At 73.2% G+C, this 15,404-nt stretch carries 17 protein-coding genes, 1 tRNA gene and 1 pseudogene; 10 read left to right on the forward strand and 9 right to left on the reverse strand.

The features are described 5' to 3' along the window. Together ACFE67_RS09080 and ACFE67_RS09085 are read left to right on the forward strand one after the other, a co-directional pair. Positions 1–225: pseudogene (locus ACFE67_RS09080) on the forward strand (hypothetical protein); the annotation flags it as partial. Next, the gene (locus ACFE67_RS09085; RefSeq protein WP_375406556.1) at positions 222–884 is read left to right on the forward strand and encodes a response regulator; all 663 of its coding nucleotides are present in this window, start codon (positions 222–224) and stop codon (positions 882–884) included. The pseudogene ACFE67_RS09080 and the gene ACFE67_RS09085, both read left to right, overlap by 4 nt. A gap of 38 nt (positions 885–922) precedes the next feature. Here ACFE67_RS09085 and ACFE67_RS09090 read toward each other — a convergent pair whose 3' ends face one another. Beyond that, positions 923–1,582, reverse strand: coding sequence for a hypothetical protein (locus ACFE67_RS09090; protein ID WP_375406557.1), 660 nt, complete (start codon positions 1,580–1,582; stop codon positions 923–925). A gap of 140 nt (positions 1,583–1,722) precedes the next feature. Between ACFE67_RS09090 and ACFE67_RS09095 the strand changes: the two genes are divergently transcribed. Next, positions 1,723–2,136 carry a GNAT family N-acetyltransferase gene (locus ACFE67_RS09095; RefSeq protein ID WP_375406558.1) on the forward strand — a complete coding sequence of 138 codons (414 nt, stop codon included), beginning with the start codon at positions 1,723–1,725 and terminating at the stop codon, positions 2,134–2,136. 138 nt (positions 2,137–2,274) lie between these two features. On the opposite strand, the gene ACFE67_RS09100 is transcribed toward ACFE67_RS09095, so the two are convergent. Both ACFE67_RS09100 and ACFE67_RS09105 read right to left on the reverse strand, forming a co-directional pair. Beyond that, positions 2,275–2,709 (reverse strand): hypothetical protein, encoded by a 435-nt coding sequence (locus ACFE67_RS09100; protein WP_375406559.1) that lies wholly within the window; start codon positions 2,707–2,709, stop codon positions 2,275–2,277. A gap of 167 nt (positions 2,710–2,876) precedes the next feature. Then, positions 2,877–2,950: transfer RNA gene (locus tag ACFE67_RS09105), tRNA-Leu, on the reverse strand. A gap of 67 nt (positions 2,951–3,017) precedes the next feature. On the opposite strand from ACFE67_RS09105, the gene ACFE67_RS09110 reads away from it, so the two are divergent. The 4 genes from ACFE67_RS09110 (at position 3,018) to ACFE67_RS09125 (ending at position 6,747) form a co-directional block, all read left to right on the forward strand. Beyond that, complete coding sequence (locus tag ACFE67_RS09110; RefSeq protein ID WP_375406560.1) at positions 3,018–4,055, forward strand: acyl-CoA dehydrogenase; 1,038 nt, start codon at positions 3,018–3,020, stop codon at positions 4,053–4,055. Next, positions 4,052–5,398 (forward strand): PIG-L family deacetylase, encoded by a 1,347-nt coding sequence (locus ACFE67_RS09115; RefSeq protein WP_375406561.1) that lies wholly within the window; start codon positions 4,052–4,054, stop codon positions 5,396–5,398. The genes ACFE67_RS09110 and ACFE67_RS09115 overlap by 4 nt, the downstream gene beginning before the upstream one ends. Then, positions 5,395–6,087, forward strand: coding sequence for a glycosyltransferase (locus ACFE67_RS09120; protein WP_375406562.1), 693 nt, complete (start codon positions 5,395–5,397; stop codon positions 6,085–6,087). The genes ACFE67_RS09115 and ACFE67_RS09120 overlap by 4 nt, the downstream gene beginning before the upstream one ends. 87 nt (positions 6,088–6,174) lie before the next feature. Further along, positions 6,175–6,747, forward strand: coding sequence for a LemA family protein (locus ACFE67_RS09125; protein ID WP_375406563.1), 573 nt, complete (start codon positions 6,175–6,177; stop codon positions 6,745–6,747). Between the two features lie 255 nt (positions 6,748–7,002). On the opposite strand, the gene ACFE67_RS09130 is transcribed toward ACFE67_RS09125, so the two are convergent. Genes ACFE67_RS09130 through ACFE67_RS09140 form a run of 3 tightly spaced genes read right to left on the reverse strand, consistent with a single transcriptional unit; the run spans position 7,003 to position 10,731 of the window. After that, a complete protein-coding gene (locus ACFE67_RS09130; RefSeq protein ID WP_375406564.1) occupies positions 7,003–7,875 on the reverse strand; it encodes a glycosyltransferase family 2 protein in 873 nt (290 codons plus the stop codon). After that, the gene (rfaE2, locus tag ACFE67_RS09135; RefSeq protein WP_375406565.1) at positions 7,868–9,358 is read right to left on the reverse strand and encodes a D-glycero-beta-D-manno-heptose 1-phosphate adenylyltransferase; all 1,491 of its coding nucleotides are present in this window, start codon (positions 9,356–9,358) and stop codon (positions 7,868–7,870) included. The genes ACFE67_RS09130 and rfaE2 overlap by 8 nt, the downstream gene beginning before the upstream one ends. Continuing rightward, positions 9,355–10,731 (reverse strand): aldehyde dehydrogenase family protein, encoded by a 1,377-nt coding sequence (locus ACFE67_RS09140; RefSeq protein ID WP_375406566.1) that lies wholly within the window; start codon positions 10,729–10,731, stop codon positions 9,355–9,357. The genes rfaE2 and ACFE67_RS09140 overlap by 4 nt, the downstream gene beginning before the upstream one ends. A gap of 133 nt (positions 10,732–10,864) precedes the next feature. Here ACFE67_RS09140 and ACFE67_RS09145 point away from each other — a divergent pair, with 133 nt between their 5' ends. The 3 genes from ACFE67_RS09145 (at position 10,865) to pnuC (ending at position 12,913) form a co-directional block, all read left to right on the forward strand. Next, positions 10,865–11,962, forward strand: coding sequence for a glycosyltransferase family 9 protein (locus tag ACFE67_RS09145; RefSeq protein WP_375406567.1), 1,098 nt, complete (start codon positions 10,865–10,867; stop codon positions 11,960–11,962). A 79-nt stretch (positions 11,963–12,041) separates the two neighbouring features. Continuing rightward, positions 12,042–12,191, forward strand: a complete 150-nt coding sequence (locus ACFE67_RS09150; protein WP_375406568.1) for a hypothetical protein — start codon at positions 12,042–12,044, stop codon at positions 12,189–12,191. Between the two features lie 56 nt (positions 12,192–12,247). Beyond that, positions 12,248–12,913 carry a nicotinamide riboside transporter PnuC gene (pnuC, locus tag ACFE67_RS09155; protein WP_375406569.1) on the forward strand — a complete coding sequence of 222 codons (666 nt, stop codon included), beginning with the start codon at positions 12,248–12,250 and terminating at the stop codon, positions 12,911–12,913. 52 nt (positions 12,914–12,965) lie between these two features. Here the strand turns inward: pnuC and ACFE67_RS09160 are convergent, their stop codons facing one another. The 3 genes from ACFE67_RS09160 to ACFE67_RS09170 all read right to left on the reverse strand — a co-directional run. After that, on the reverse strand, positions 12,966–13,673 hold the full coding sequence (locus ACFE67_RS09160) for an SDR family NAD(P)-dependent oxidoreductase (protein ID WP_375406570.1): 708 nt from the start codon (positions 13,671–13,673) through the stop codon (positions 12,966–12,968). Positions 13,674–13,719: 46 nt separating this feature from the next. Continuing rightward, positions 13,720–15,078 carry a PfkB family carbohydrate kinase gene (locus ACFE67_RS09165; RefSeq protein ID WP_375406571.1) on the reverse strand — a complete coding sequence of 453 codons (1,359 nt, stop codon included), beginning with the start codon at positions 15,076–15,078 and terminating at the stop codon, positions 13,720–13,722. Then, positions 15,075–15,404 (reverse strand): SIS domain-containing protein (locus ACFE67_RS09170; protein ID WP_375406572.1); only part of this gene is annotated, 330 nt, incomplete at its 5' end. The genes ACFE67_RS09170 and ACFE67_RS09165, both read right to left, overlap by 4 nt.

A 15,404-nucleotide genomic window follows, 5' to 3' on the forward strand; every position in this document is an offset into this window, starting at 1 on the left:
GTGCCCGACGCCTGCGTCTGCGGCCTGCTCGGCCGCAACGGCGCTGGCAAGACGACCCTCATGTCCATCGTCGCCGGCCACGACCGCGGTTCCGGACGGGGCGTCGTCGGGATGCAGCAGCGCGCTCGACTGGCCGGCGGATGGTTGACGACCGGCACCGACGTCGAGACGGCGAACTACCTGGTCACCGCCTACATCCCTCGGCTGAGCGCGGTGCACGCGTGACCACGAGCGTGCTGATTGTCGACGACCAGCCCCTGTTCTGCTCCGGAATCGCCCTGCTCATCGAGGCGCAACCCGATCTCGAGTTCGCCGGAGCCGCGCACACCGGTGCGAGTGCGATCGAGCGGGTCGGGGAGCTGCACCCCGACGTGGTCCTGATGGATCTGCGCATGCCGGGCGGGAACGGGCTCGCAGCGATGGAAGCGATCCTCGCGAAGGAGTCATCCCCTCGAGTCCTCGTCCTCACGACGTTCCGTGACGGTCGGATCGTTCAGCAGGCCATGCGTGCTGGGGCTGCAGGGTTCATCACGAAGGACGCCACCCCGGTCGAGCTGCTGACCGCGATCCGCGACGTCGTCGCGGGGAAGCCCGTCAGCGCGTCCGGTGCTCCGACGTCGATGCTGCCCGACCCCCTCTACGCCGGTGCGCCGAACCCGGAGGCGATCAGCGCGCTGACCGCGCGTGAGCACGAGGTGTTCCTACACCTCGCCCGTGGGCTCACGAACAATCAGATCGCGGTGCTGAGCCACATCAGCGAGAACACCGTCCGAAACCACGTCAGCTCGCTCCTGCAGAAGCTCGACCTCGAGAACCGCACCCAGGCAGCCGTATTCGCGTACCGCGAGGGCCTTCTCCCCGCGCCGCTTCGGCGGATCATCTGAGCACTGTGCGAGCCGTCTGACGCTCGCGATACCGCGCGTCAGCGCTGGTTGACGCGATCCTGAGCGGTCTCGGTCTCGGTAGCGCCGCCGCCGACGTCGGTCGTGCGCCTCCACGCGTCGCCCAGCGCGCTGCCGCGAGCTCGGATCGCGGGCCACCGGCCGTGCAGCGCGACGGCGACGCCCCAGATGAGGAGCGCGATCGGACGGACCGATGCCAGCTGCCAATCGGTATAGAGGAGGGGGAGGGTGCCGAGCAGCACACTGCTCATGATCGCGGTGACCACGGCGTCGATCGCCACGACCATGAGCGCCCATCGGGCCGCACCGCGCAGCACCCCGGCTCGAGCCACCGCGACGGCGGTGAGCACCGTCGCGATCGTGACGAGCCAAATGTCCGACATTCCGACTGCGACCGACCACGGCGGCGGTGCCGAGTACAGCTCGAACCCGAGCGGGGCGACGCCGAAGATCACCAGCGCGATCCGGCAGACCCACGAGCGACCGACGATGCTCGTGCCGCCGAGCCCGACCGCCAGCAGCGCGGCACCGACAGCGAGCGCGATCGTGGCGGCCGGCATGAACCCAGGGCGTGCGCCCGGATCGAGCAGGGCCAGGAGGACCAGCAGTCCCGAGAGCGCCGCGAGCGCACCGCCGAGCGACGTGGTGGCGATCGAGCGGCCCTGAGACCGAGCAGTCATACGTTTCCCTCCGCGAGCAGCGCTGATGCGGTGCGCGGAGCGTACTGCCGGTCCCACTTGGACGCCATCAGGACCTGCTCCGGGCCCTGGGGTTGCACGGGTGCTGTCGGCTGAATTGCGGACTTCCGTAGGCTCGCCCGATGGCGACGGTGCCCATGGTCGAGGTGCGTTCACGGTTCGACATCGATGACGAGGAGCTCTCCCGTCTGCACGACATCGCGTTCGGCACGCCCTCGAAGGTGCTGCCCTGGGCCGACCGCGTGCGGCGATACAGCGTGACCTGGGTAGGAGCGTTCGACGGTGACGCGCTCGTTGGCTTCGCGCACGCCGTCTGGGATGGAGGGAGCCACGCCTTCCTGCTGGACACCTCGGTGCATCCCGATTACCAGCATCGCGAAATCGGTGCCTGCCTGGTCAGCCGTCTCATCGATGACGTGAGGGCCGCGGGATGCGACTGGCTGCACGTCGACTATGAGCCGCACCTGCGCCCGTTCTACGAGGAGGCGTGCGGGTTCCGTCCCACCGATGCCGGCCTCATCGAACTGAAGAGTTGAGCTGACCACGGGTCGAGCGACGCCGCGCCGTCAGGGTCGGAGCCCGTGGTGGGTGACGACGACCTCGGTGTTCGAGCACGACGTCGGGTGAGTGACGCCCGACACCCGATCACGACCCTCGGACAGCGGTCGCACGGCCTACTCGCCGGCGGCCTTCCTCACGAGTGCGGCGACGAACCGCTCGTCGGCAGCGGAGAGCTCTGTGACCGCGAAGGCGGACGGCCACATCGTCCCCTCGTCGAGCTGCGCGGCATCGAAGAAGGCGAGGTTCCCGTAGCGGACCTTGAACTTCGCACGCTCCTGGTAGAAGAGCACGACCTTGCCGTCGGCGTCTGCGTAGGCGGGGCTCCCGTAGTAGAGCTTCGCCTTCAGCGACGGTGCGACCTCAGTCACGATCTGGTGGATGCGCTGCGCGTTGGTGCGATCCGGCTCGTCGAAGGAGGCGATCTTCTCGAGTACCGAGCGGAGCGCCTCGGCGGCGTTCTCGTTCGCTTTCAGCTCCTTCGCACGCTGTCGCATCGCGGCACGCTCCGCAGCGGTGAAGTCGGACGGGTTCTTCGCAGCATCGGTCATCTGACGATTCTGTTGCCCGGCGGCGCCGACCGCTTCTCGGATCCTGCTCGGGGGATGGTGGGATGTTTCCCTCCCAGACGCGTACCACGTGGGTACGGTCAAGCAACCAGCCGGTCGGAAGGAGCACACGGCACCGAGGATCAGGAATCGCGGGCTCTCGCTGAGCGTGCCCCCACTGGGACTCGAACCCAGACTGCGGCGATTTTAAGTCGCCTGCCTCTGCCAATTGGGCTACGGGGGCGTGCCGCGCACTGTAGCGGAGGAGAGCGTTCCGGTCCTTCACGATCCGAGGCGCATATTCTGCGCGCATGCCCGAGGCTCCCGGTCGCAACGATCCGCTCGTCGTCCGCCTCGCGGACGCCGACGAGGGGTTGCTCGCCGTCGTGTCCAGCGAGGCCGATGCTGCCGCGCGCGGCGCAGTGCCTGGCGCGATGCGGTTCGGGCGCGCGCTCGGGGAGCGATCGGTGCTTCCCGGCAGTGGCGGCACGGTCGACTACCTCTCCGTGCTCGCGACGGTCGCGGCCGCCGATCTCACGGTCGCCCGCGTCGTCGAACCGCATCTCGACGCGCTCGCGATCCTCGATCAGGCCGGCGTCGATCCCGGATCCGGGGTCTACGGCGTGTACGCGGCCGAGCGGCCCGGGCTCGAGCCGGTGCAGGCGCTGACCGGCGCGCTGACCGGCACCAAGCCGTGGTGCTCGCTCGCCGGAACCCTCGACCGTGCGCTCGTCACCGCGACGGAGGGCGATGAGCGGCGCCTGTTCGACATCGACCTGCACGACCCGGGCGCGCGCGCGATCGCCGGCTCGTGGGTGTCACGCGGGCTCACCGCGGTGGACAGCGGAGACCTCCGGCTCGATGGCGTGCCCGCCGCCCCGATCGGCGATCCCGGCTGGTACCTCAGCAGGCCGGGCTTCGCGTGGGGCGGCATCGGCGTCGCGGCCTGCTGGTTCGGGGGCGCGGTCGCGCTCGCGACCGCGCTGCTCCGGTCGGCGGAGCGGCGGAAGCCCGACCAGCTCGCACTCGCCGCGATCGGGGAGGCGGACCGGCTGCTCTGGGCCGCGCGCAGCGTGCTCGAGGGGGCCGCCGCCCGCGTCGATCGGGGACAGGCGAGCGGTATCGCGGGCGCACTGCTCGCCGATCGCGTCCGCGGGGTCGTCGCCGAAGCGGCCGAGCGGATCGTCGTGCTCGTCGGGCACGCGCTCGGCCCGGCTCCGCTGACCTTCGACGAGGAGCACGCGCGTCGCGTCGCGGACCTCACCGTCTACCTCCGGCAGCACCACGCCGCCCGGGACGACGCACGAGCGGGTGCGAGTTCGATCGCGACCGGAGAGGGCTGGGCATGAGCTTCGACGCAGCGGATGCGGGGACGCCGGAGTCCGCCTGGCAGGCGGCGGGCTACCGCGCGGGCCTGGCCCAGCTCGACACCGGGCCGCTGAAGCGGCTGGTCGTCGTCGCTGCGCACCCCGACGACGAGACCCTGATGGCCGGCGGCCTGATCGCCCACGCGTCGGCCCGCGGGCTTCCGGTGCTCGTCGTGGTCGCGTCGAGCGGCGAGGCATCCCATCCGCAGTCGCCCACCTGGACACCGGACGCGCTCGCCGCCGAACGGGAGCGCGAGGTGGCGGAGGCGGTCGAGCGGCTCGCGCCCGGCGCCCGCGTGCTCCTGCTCCGGCTGCCCGACGGCGCGCTCGCCGAGCACCAGGCGGAGATCGTCGCGGCGCTGCTGCCCGAGGTGCAGGCCGGCGACACGGTCGTCAGCACCTGGAGCGGCGACCAGCATCCCGATCACAGCGCGGTGGCGAGAGCCGCGGCCGACATCGCCCGGCAGCGCGAGGCGATCCACCTCGAGGCGCCGATCTGGCTGTGGCACTGGGGCGAGCCGGGTGCGACCGAGCTGCCCGCCGGCGCGCGCTTCGACCTCGACGCTCCCGCGCTCGCGGCGAAGCGAGCCGCCATCGCGCTGCACATCACGCAGGTCGAGCCTCTGTCGTCCGCCGCAGGGGACGAGGTGCTGCTGCGACCGGAGGCGCTCGCGCACTTCCTCGTCGACAGCGAGGTCGTCTTCCCCACCTCGCCCGCCCAGCCGGTCGACTTCGACGGCATGTACGCGGTGGCCGACGACCCCTGGGGCTTCGACGACCGCTGGTACGAGCAGCGGAAGCGCGCGATCCTCCTCGCCGCCCTGCCGAGGCCGCGGTTCGCCCGCGTGCTCGAGATCGGCTGCTCATCGGGCACCACCACCGCCGCGTTCGCCGATCGCGCCGACGCCGTGATCGCCACCGACGTCGCGCCGCGGGCGGTCGAGCAGGCCGGCGTCCGCCTCAGCGGCCGTCCCGGGGTCGTCGTCGAGCAGCGTCGACTGCCCGCCGACTGGGCGGAGGAGTGGTCCGACGCCCCGTTCGACCTGATCGTGCTGTCGGAGGTGGGGTTCTACCTCGCCGGGGACGACCTCGTCGAGGTGGTCGACCGCTCACGGGCGGCCCTCGCGCCCGGCGGCGTGTTCGTCGCCTGCCACTGGCGGCCGCATGTGCTCGGCCTCGACCGCGGCGGTGACGAGGTGCACCGCGTCATCCGGGAGCGGATCGGCGCGCGGCGCCTCGTCGAGCACGTGGAGGACGACTTCGTGCTCGAGGTGTTCCAGTCCGAGCCGTCGGCGAGCGTCGCCGCCGCGACCGGTCTGCGATGAGCCGCATCGACCGGGTCGTCGTGGCGATCCCCGCACGGGACGAGGCGGATCGCCTGCCCGTCGCCCTCGACGCGGTACATGCTGCGAGCGGCATGTGTCCGGTGCCGGTGACCGTCGTGGTCGCGGCCGACGCCTGCACGGACCGGACCGCAGAGGTCGCGACCGCGGGCGGCGCTCTCGTCGTGACATCGACCGCAGGTCGGGTCGGCGCTGCGAGAGCGGCGGCGATCCAGGTCGGCCTCGAAATCGATGCCACCGACCCCGGACGCATCTGGATCGCGAACACGGACGCCGATTCCGCCGTGCCGGCCGACTGGCTCGCGGTGCACCTCGAGTTCGCCGAGCGCGGTGTCGATCTGCTGCGCGGTGCCGTCCGGCCCGACCCCGGCGAGCTCGCGGCATGGCAGCTGCGCCGCTGGCTGTCGCTCAACCCGCAGACCGAGGCGCACGAGCACGTCCACGGCGCGAACCTCGGGCTCACCGCGGCCGCCTACCTCGCCGCGGGCGGGTTCCGCGACGTCCCGCTGCAGGAGGACGTCGAGCTCGTCCGCGCCGTGCAGGCCGCGGGCCGGCTCATCGCGAGCACCGCCCGTGCCCCCGTCATCACCTCCGCCCGGCCCGTCGGCCGCCTCGAAGGCGGCTTCGCGACGTATCTGCGCGAGCGGGTGTTCCGGCCCGCAGGCACCTGACTCGACTGCACAGGTGCCGGCAGCACCGCGGCGGAGAGGAGGCATGGCCGCGCGCGGCCGAAACCGGTCCCGCTTAGGCTGCCGGGCATGGGAACCGCGACCTGGATCTCGCTCGCCGTCGTCGTGCTGCTCGTCGTGCTCCTCGTCCTGTACCTGTGGGTCAGCTACAACTCGCTCGTCACGCTGCGCGCGCGGGTCGAGGAGGCGTGGAGCGACATCACGGCCCAGCTGCAGCGCCGGGCGGACGTCGTCCCGAGCCTGATCGACTCGGTGCAGGGGTACGCGGCACACGAGAAGACCGTGTTCGAGGCGGTCACGACCGCGCGCGCGGAATCGCTCGCCGCGACCTCGCCGGCCGATGCGAGCGTGGCCGAGAGCCACATGCAGCAGGCGCTGAAGTCGATCTTCGCCGTGGCGGAGGCGTACCCGCAGCTGTTGGCGAGCCAGGACTTCCTGCAGCTGCAGGCCGATCTGGTCGAGACGGAGCACACGATCCAGGCGTCGCGCCGCTTCTACAACGGTGGGGTCCGCGAGTTCAACACCAAGATCCTGGTGTTCCCGAACAACCTGTTCGCCCGGCGCATCGGCTTCGGTCAGCGCGAGTTCTTCGAGGTCGGCTCCCTCGCGGCGATCTCGGAGCCGCCGCGCGTGCAGTTCTGAGACGCACGGTTCGCGGATCAGGCCGGTTTCCGCGACGCGCCGTCGAGGACGCGTCGCGAAGCGGCGTGTCGGAGATTCGTCCTGATCCGCGAAAAGTCCGCTGACGGGTGGTCTCGAGGCTCGCTGCGCTCGCACCTCGACCAGCGGGCTGAGGGCTGCCGCGCGGTGGTCTCGAGGTTCGCTGCGCTCGCACCTCGACCAGCGGGGCGCGGGGGCGGCGGCGTGCGGCGAGTGGCGGGCGGCGGGGGCGGGCGGTCAGCCGACCGGGTCGGTTGTGAAGAGGAGGTGGGCGGCGTCGGCGCTGCGGTCCGGGATCGTGGTCGGCGTCTCGAGGTGCACGGCGCCGGAGGGCAGCACGCCCGCGCCGCCGAAGCGCTCCATTACCTTCCACTGCGCCGCCACGTCTTCACCAGCGATGTTCTCGGGGAGGTCGCGCCAGAACTCGAAGCCGCCGACCGCCTCCAGCGCCGACCGGCGGTAGAGCACGCATCCCGCCAGCCACGCGACGCGGTAGGGGAGCCAGCCGGATTCCGGCAACTCGGTCTGCGCCGCGATGTGGGTGAGGTTCGCGGCGTTGTGCAGCGTCCAGCGCTCCGTGCCGGGGGAGTCCACGCGGAGCCGCTCGGGCTCGACCCGGTCCGTCCACGCCGAGAACGGCGCCTGCTCGTCCGGGCGCACGTCGTCGAGGTACGACAGACCCTGCTGGGCGGCGCCGACGACGCCGCAGCCGAGGTCCTCGATCGCACGGTGCAGGGTCGCGAGCAGGCCCGGCTCGGGCCACACGTCGTCGTCGAGGAACAGCACGTAGGGCGCGGTCGCCTGCGCGAGCAGGAACGCGCGGTGCTCGGCGATGCCGCGCCGCGGAAGGTGCTGCAGCACGCGCACGTCGCGGCCCTGCGCGGTCAGCACCCGCAGCATCGCCTGCACGGCCGGCGCGTCCGCCATCGCGTGGTCGTCGGACTGGTCGCTGACGATCAGCCGGAACACCGGCGCGTCCTGGGCGGCGAGGCCCGCGAGCACGACCGCGAGCTCGGCGATCCTGCCGGAGGTGGGCAGCAGCACGTCGATGACCGGCTCGGCCGGATCGGTCGGCTTCGCCCAGTCCCGGGCGGTCCGCCGGCTACTCATGCGCGGCACCCGCCGTGCGGGCGCGGGCGAGGATGTCGCTCGACGAGTGCGGGCTGACGTAGTCGACGATCCGCACCTGCCCGCCGTGCGCCTCCACCACCGGGGTCTCCACGAGCATCTCGGGCAGGTAGTCGCCGCCCTTGACGTAGACCTCCGGCTCGATCGCCTCGATCAGGTGCACGGCGGTGTCCGCGGCGAAGACCGTGACGTAGTCGACCGACGTCAGCTCCGCGAGCACGATCGCGCGGTCCGCCGCCGGGTTCACCGGCCGGCCCGGACCCTTCAGCCGCCGCGTCGACTCGTCGTCGTTCACCGCCACGACGAGCACGTCGCCGAGCGCCTTCGCCTGCCTCAGGTACGCGGTGTGCCCGCGGTGCAGCACGTCGAAGCAGCCGTTCGTGAAGACGATCCGCCGCCCCGCCGCCCGCTCCACCGCGAGGGCGGCGAGCAGCGCCGCCTCGTCGAGCATCGGGGCGCCGTCGGCGATGGAGGCGCGGAGGTCGGCCGCGCTGCAGACGCCGGTGCCCGAGGTGCGGACGACGACATCCGCCGCCAGCTGACCGAACCGCGCAGCGGCGTGCAGGTCGAGCCCGGCCGCCAGCGCGAGCGTCAGAGCGGCGGCGAAGGTGTCGCCGGCCCCGTTCGCGTTCACGTCGGAGGCGGGCACGGCCAGGGTCCTCGTCGTGGCGCCGCCGCCGTGCACGACGGTGCCGTCCCGGTCCAACGTCACCACCACGCCTGCGGCGTCGGTCGCGCGGAGCAGCGCCTCGGCGGCGGCGGTCACCGTGCGCACCCGGTCGGTGCCGAGCGCGACGCCGAGCAGCCGCTCGGTCTCGCCCGCGTTCGGCGTGACCGCGTCCGGGCGGAGGGGCGCCCAGGGCGCGAGATCGTGCGCGTCCACGACGAGGGGGCCGGGACGATCCGTCGCGCCGAGGGCCTCCCGGACCGCCGCGCCGGCGGCGCCCATGTCGTAGTCGCAGACGAGCACGGCCGCGGCGCCAGGGAGGGTCGCTGCGACCTCGTCGGCGACGAGCGCCGCAGCGGCAGGGCCCAGCGTCGCGCCCTCGTCGAAGCGGAGCAGCATCTGGCCGGCGGCCGAGACGCGGGTCTTGAGCGTCGTCGTGGTCCCCGGCACCCGGACGACCCCGGACGTGTCGACCCCGGCCCGCGTGAGCAGCCCGAGCAGCGTCGTCCCGGCCTCGTCCGCGCCGACCGCGCCGGCGAGGCGGACGTCCGCGCCGAGAGCCGCGAGGTTGACGGCGGTGTTCGCCGCGCCTCCTGGTGCGTCCTCCCGGTCGGCGACCCGCACGACCGCGGTCGGCGCCTCGCGGCTCAGCCGCTCCGCCGTGCCGGAGACCCAGCGGTCGAGCAGCAGGTCGCCGACGACCACGATCGCGCCGCCGCGCCATGCGAGCACCTGCTCCACGAGGCCCTGCTCCACGGGGCCCTGCTCGGCGGTCGCGTCCTCCCGGTGGCCGCTCATGCGGAGCCGGGCAGGCCGAGGTGCAGCACGGTCGTCGTCGTCATCTCGTCGAGCAGTTCGGGGCCGTAGCCGTATCCGGAGCCGCTGCCGCCGCGCGGCTGCGCACTGCCGCCGGGTGCGCCGCCGAACACCGCGTTCACCTTCACGGTGCCGACCGGCAGGAGGGCCGCGGCCCGGTGCGCATGCGTCATGTCGGCGGTCAGCACGGTCGCGGCGAGACCGTAGCGGTCCTGCGCCGCCAGCCGGAGGCCGGTCTCGAAGTCGTCGACGACCACCACCGGCGCGACGGGGCCGAAGGTCTCCTCCGTCAGCACGCTCACCCCCTCGGGGACATCGCTCAGCACGGTGGCGGGGTAGAAGACTCCCGGGCCGTCGGGCACGGTGCCGCCGGTCAGCAGCGAGGCGCCGGCCGCGACCGCGTCGTCAACCTGGGTCCCGACGGCGTCCCGCATCCGCCGGTCGACCAGCGGCTGGTGCGATGTCGCGGTCCACGCCTCCGCCTCCGCCACCAGCGCCGTGAGGAACGGCGCCGCGATGGCGCGGTGCACGTAGATCCGCTCGACGGCGGTGCAGATCTGGCCGGCGTTCGCGAAGGCGCCGAGCGCGGCCTGCGACGCGGCCCAGACCGGGTCCACGTCGCCGTCGATGAGCAGCGGGTCGTTGCCGCCGTTCTCCCTGATCACGTGCACGTCGTGCGGCACGGCCACCGTGGCGAGCGCTCGGCCGGTCGCCGTCGAGCCGACGTGGGCGATCACGGCGAGGCGGGGATCGGCGGCGAGGGCCGCACCGGTCGAGCCGTCTCCGCTGACGTGCACGAGGACCCCCTCCGGCAGCTCGGCCGCGAGGATCTCGTCGAGCAGGGCGCCGGTGTGCGGGCTCCGCTCGCTCGGCTTGTGCACCACGGTGTCACCGGAGACGATCGCGGCGCCGAGCAGGCCCGCCGCGACGGCGACCGGGTCGTTCCAGGGGGTGAGTGCGAGCACGACGCCGCGCGGCTGCGGGGTCGCGACATCGATGGCGTCCCACGCGCCGCGCAGGCGCTTGCCCCGGTGCAGGGGTCCGAGCTCGGCGTACTGCAGCAGCGTGTTCACCGCGGCCTCGACGCCGCCGGCGGCGTCACCGGCGGGCTTGCCCGTCTCGCGGACGTTCATCGCCGCGACCTCGCCCGCTCGTGCGGCGAGCGCGTGCGCGGCGGCACGGAGGCGCAGCCCCCGCTCGGCGGGCGGCGTCGCGGCCCACGCGGGGAAGGCGGCGGCCGCTCGGGCGATGGCCTCCGCAGCCTCCTCGGCGGTCGCCACCGCGACGCTGCCGACGGGTTCGTCGTTCGCCGGGTCGGTGATCTCGATGGTGCGCGCAGCGACGACGGGAGGCATGCGGAGGAGGGGTCCCTTCGGTCCGAGCGCGCCGGCCGGGTCTGCGGCGCCTGCACACGCTAACGAGCGCGCCCCCGGGGGCTCCTGAGTGCCCGCCGAGAGCCGGCGGGGAACCGTCCGGCAGGATGCACCGGTGCCGCAGCCCGTCGTCGCCCCGCTCGACGCGCGCTTCCCGGATGTGCGGCGGATCGCGGTGCTGCGCGGGGGTGGCATCGGCGACCTGGTGTTCGCGCTGCCGGCGATCGCCGCGCTCCGCGCCGCCTACCCCGCCGCATCGATCGCGCTGCTCGGCTCGGAGGCGCACGCCGCGCTGCTCGCCGGGCGCGGGGTGGTCGACGAGGTGGTCGAGCTGCCGCGGATCGCAGGCGTGCGCGGGGACACGACCGACGAGCCTGCGGCGGAGGCGTTCGTCGCCGCGCTCCGCGATCGGCGACTCGATCTGGCGGTCCAGCTGCACGGCGGCGGCAGGAACGCGAACCCCCTCCTGCTGCGCCTCGGCGCGCGGCACACCGTCGGCACCGGGACGCCGGACGCGGCGCCGCTCGAGCGGACCCTGCACTACGACTTCTTCCAGCACGAGGTCCTGCGGTGGCTGGAGGTGGCCGGGCTCGCCGGTGCCGCCCCGGTCGACCTCGAGCCGGTGCTGCCCGTCGCCGCCGCGGAGCGCGCGACCGCCCGTGCGCTGCTCGGCGGGCCGGCGGTCGTCGTGCATCCCGGCGCGACGGATCCGCGCCGCCACTGGCCCGTCGAGCGCTTCGGCGCGGTCGCCGCTGCCGTCGTGCGGGACGGCGGCCAGGTCGTGGTCGTCGGGGACGCCTCCGAGGTCGCCGTCGCGCGGCAGGTCGTCGCTGCGGCGCACGCGGAGCTGCTGCCGGAGGAGCAGGCGCGCGTGCGCTCGCTGGCCGGTCGGCTCGATCTGCCCGGGCTCGTCGGGGTGCTGGCGGAGGCGTCGGTCGTCATCGCGAACGACAGCGGGCCTCGGCACCTCGCGCAGGCGGTCGGCGCGAGGACCGTCGGCATCTTCGTCTTCGGCAACACGATCAACGCGATGCCGTTCGGTCGTGCCCGGCACCGCATCCGGCTCGGCCGGATCACCCGGTGCCCGATCTGCGGCCGCGACGCGACCCAGGTCGGCTGGACCGCGGAGCGCTGCGAGCACGACCCCTCCTACGTCTCGGACGTCCCGGTCGAGGACGTGCTGCAGGACGTGCGGGCGCTGCTCGGAGGGTGATCGGGGCTGACGAGCGCGGCCGATGCCGGGAGTTCCGAGAGGACTCAGGTGCGCGAGGAAGTCTGTCGAGGTGCTCGATATGAACCTCCTCCCCGTCGTCGTGATCCTGATCATCCTGATCGTCATCGCCTTCGTCGCGCTGGTCCTCCGCCGTGGCAGGGCCCGGGCGCAGCGCGCCGGGGAGGAGTCGAACGCGCGCCGGCGCCAGCGGGACGAGCAGCAGCCCTGACGTCGGCCGGCACCGCGATGCCGGAAGCGCGCTCGCAGTCCGGCAGGATCAGCGGCGTGGACATCGTGCACTGGCTCTTCGACGCGCAGATCCGGTTCGGCTCGCAGTCGATCTACTGGAGGGAGCTGCTCGGCAACGTCTTCGGCCTGGCGTCCGCTCTGGGAGGCATGCGCCGCAGGATCTGGGCGTGGCCGGTCGGCATCGTCGGCAACGTGCTGCTGTTCACCGTGTTCCTCGGGTCCGCGTTCGGCGAGCCGAACGCGGTGAACCTCCTCGGTCAGGCCGGTCGTCAGATCGTCTTCATCATCGTGAGCGTCTACGGGTGGTACCGCTGGACGAGGCGCAGCGACACCACGTCCACCTCGATCACGCCGCACTGGGCGTCGTGGCGCGAGCGCATCGGCCTGGTCGTCGTGATGGTCGGCGGCACCGCGATCCTCACGCCCGTCTTCACGGCGCTCGGCTCCTACTCGCCGCAGTGGAGCGACGCATGGATCTTCATGGGCTCGGTGCTGGCCACCTACGGGATGGCGAAGGGCTGGGTCGAGTTCTGGCTGATCTGGGTCGCCGTCGACGTCGTCGGCGTCCCCCTGCTGTTCTCGGCGGGGTTCTACGCGACCGGGCTCATGTACGTGGTCTACGGCGTCTTCACCCTGACCGGTTTCTTCGTCTGGCGGAACCGGCGCGTCCGGCCCTCCTCCGCGATCCTCGTCGAGGGCTGACGCACTCTCCGTTTTGTAGGAAGGACCTTCCTACAAAACGGAGAGTGTCGGGTCAGGGCCAGCTCGGCTCCTCCTCGTGCATGACCGAGATCTCGCGGATCTCGGAGCCGCGCGGGCTCTGCAGCGCGAACACGACCGCGGCCGCGACGTTGGCCGGATCGTTCAGGTTCGCGTCCTCGCCCGGCGCGTACTGCGCGGTGCGGCCGTCGAAGAACCTCGTCTTCATGCCGGCGGGGATCAGCGTCGTGACGCCGATCTGCCCGCGCGTCTCCGCCGCGAGCGCACGGGTGAACCCGATCACGCCGAACTTCGACGCCGAGTAGGCGGTCGCGTCCGAGACGGCCCGCACCCCGAGCGACGACGACACCGTGACGACGCGGCCGTGCGTCGCGGTCAGCGACGGCAGCGCCGCGCGGACGACGGCGACGGTGCCGAGCAGGTTCACCGCGACGACGCGCTCCCACACGTCGCCGGGGATCTCGTCCAGCCGCCCCGGCTTGTCGATGCCCGCGGCGGTGACGACGGCGTCGAGGCCGCCCTGCTCCTCCGCGATCCTGGCGACCAGCGCCTCGATCGCGCGCGTGTCGGTGACGTCGCCCTGGTACGCGGTGTAAGCGCTGCCTTCCACGTCCAGGTCGATCACGATCGGTGTGCCGCCCGCGGCCGCTACGGCGTCCGCGACGGCGAGGCCCAGACCGGAGGCGCCGCCGGTGATCAGGGTGCGCCCGACGGGCGTCAACGTGGTGGATGCGATGGGCATGGGATGTCCTTCGGTCGTGCGGTTCGGGCTGCGGGCTGAGAAGGGGTCAGGAGACGCGCTGGATCGCCGCGGCGAGTCGCGTCGTCGAGCGGCCGGGGAAGAACGGCACGGTGACCGCGCGGCCGCCCCACTCGGTGATGACGGCGGCCTCGGGCAGGGAGGCGGCCTCGTAGTCGCCGCCCTTGACCCAGATGTCGGGACGGACGCGGCGGATCGCGTCGACGGGGGTGTCCTCGCCGAACACGATCACGCCGTCGACGACCTCGAGCGCCTCGAGCAGGTCGACCCGGTCCGACGCCGTCATCAGCGGCCGCTCGGGCCCCTTCAGTCGGCGGACGGAGTCGTCGGAGTTGAGCAGCACGATCAGGCAGTCGCCGAGCGCCCGCGCCGCGGACAGCGTGCGGGCGTGCCCGGCGTGGATCAGGTCGAAGACGCCGCCGGTCGCGACGACCGTGCCGCCGGCAGCACGGACCCGCTCGACGACCGCGAGCGCCTCCTGGTCGGGGATCGGCAGCGTCGTGGCCGGGGCGTCCTGCAGCACGGCGACGCCGCCGTCCTCGAGGTACTGCGCGGTCTCGGCGACCGCGCGCTGCATCGCATCGCCTCGCGTGGCACCCGATCCGAGCGCCACCGCGAGCGCCGACGCGAACCGGTCGCCCGCGCCGTTCACGTCCGCGTCGCGCACCTCGGGCGCTGAGGCGATCAGCGGCAGCCCCGTGGAGGAGGTGCGCAGCAGCGCGCCGTGCGCGCCCATCGTGATCACGACGGCCGCGCAGCCCCAGTCGGCGAGCAGGCGCTGCGCCGCCTCGTCGGCGAAGGCGACGCCGCTGCCCTCGACGCCCGAGAACGCGCGGGCCTCCCCGAGGTTCGGGGTCGCGATCACCCCGGGCACCGGCCGGACGCCGCGCGCGTGCGGATCCCAGACGACGGGGATCCGCGAGGCCGCCTCGGCGACCGCGTCGCGCAGTGCCGGCTCCTCGAGCAGGCGGCGCCCGTAGTCGGCCGCGATCACGACGTCGGCCGACGCGACGGCCGCGATCATCTCGGCCGTCACCTCGGGCAGCTCCGGCGTGGCCGTGCCCTCGTCGACGCGGGCGATCGGCTGCTCGCGGCTGCGGAGGCGCGTCTTCACGACCGTGGGGGAGGGGGACCGGCCGGCGACCAGCATGATGCCGTGCAGCAGCGGAGGGAGCTCGGCTGCGCGCGCGTCGTCCGAGAGCGCGGTGACGAGGGTGACCTCGTGGCCGTCGCGGGTGAGCAGCGTGGCGACGAGCCCGGCTCCTCCTGCGCGCTTCGTCTCGGTGACGACATCGAGCACGGGGACGGGGGCGTAGGGCGTGAGCCGCAGGACCTCGCCTTCCACATCGATGTCGAGGAGCAGGTCCCCGACGACGACGACCTTCATCGTGTCGCTCCGATCCGGTCGCGCACGATCGCGTCGAACACGCGGCAGAGCGCATGCACGGCGACGAGCTGCGCCTCCTGCACGGTGGCGCCCACCCCGGGCAGGGTCAGCGCGTCGTCGACGGCCGCCGTGAGCGGGTTCGGCCCGTCGCCGGTCAGCGCCCACACGGTCGCGCCCGCCTCCCGTCCGGCCTCCGCGGCGCGGACGAGGTTCGCGCTCGTGCCGCTCGTCGACAGCAGCACCAGCACGTCGCCGGGCCGCGCGTGCGCCGTCACCTGGCGCGCGAACGACTCCGCGTAGCCGTAGTCGTTCGCGATCGCGGTGAG

This window comes from uncultured Amnibacterium sp. (assembly GCF_964244015.1).
Lineage (GTDB): Bacteria > Actinomycetota > Actinomycetes > Actinomycetales > Microbacteriaceae > Amnibacterium.

Coding starts and splice junctions, on each gene's coding strand:
- ACFE67_RS09090 (WP_375406557.1), bottom strand. CDS start 1,582: ATGACTGCTCGGTCTCAGGGCCGCTCGATCGCCACCACGTCGCTCGGC.
- ACFE67_RS09095 (WP_375406558.1), top strand. CDS start 1,723: ATGGCGACGGTGCCCATGGTCGAGGTGCGTTCACGGTTCGACATCGAT.
- ACFE67_RS09100 (WP_375406559.1), bottom strand. CDS start 2,709: ATGACCGATGCTGCGAAGAACCCGTCCGACTTCACCGCTGCGGAGCGT.
- ACFE67_RS09110 (WP_375406560.1), top strand. CDS start 3,018: ATGCCCGAGGCTCCCGGTCGCAACGATCCGCTCGTCGTCCGCCTCGCG.
- ACFE67_RS09115 (WP_375406561.1), top strand. CDS start 4,052: ATGAGCTTCGACGCAGCGGATGCGGGGACGCCGGAGTCCGCCTGGCAG.
- ACFE67_RS09120 (WP_375406562.1), top strand. CDS start 5,395: ATGAGCCGCATCGACCGGGTCGTCGTGGCGATCCCCGCACGGGACGAG.
- ACFE67_RS09125 (WP_375406563.1), top strand. CDS start 6,175: ATGGGAACCGCGACCTGGATCTCGCTCGCCGTCGTCGTGCTGCTCGTC.
- ACFE67_RS09130 (WP_375406564.1), bottom strand. CDS start 7,875: ATGAGTAGCCGGCGGACCGCCCGGGACTGGGCGAAGCCGACCGATCCG.
- rfaE2 (WP_375406565.1), bottom strand. CDS start 9,358: ATGAGCGGCCACCGGGAGGACGCGACCGCCGAGCAGGGCCCCGTGGAG.
- ACFE67_RS09140 (WP_375406566.1), bottom strand. CDS start 10,731: ATGCCTCCCGTCGTCGCTGCGCGCACCATCGAGATCACCGACCCGGCG.
- ACFE67_RS09150 (WP_375406568.1), top strand. CDS start 12,042: ATGAACCTCCTCCCCGTCGTCGTGATCCTGATCATCCTGATCGTCATC.
- ACFE67_RS09160 (WP_375406570.1), bottom strand. CDS start 13,673: ATGCCCATCGCATCCACCACGTTGACGCCCGTCGGGCGCACCCTGATC.
- ACFE67_RS09165 (WP_375406571.1), bottom strand. CDS start 15,078: ATGAAGGTCGTCGTCGTCGGGGACCTGCTCCTCGACATCGATGTGGAA.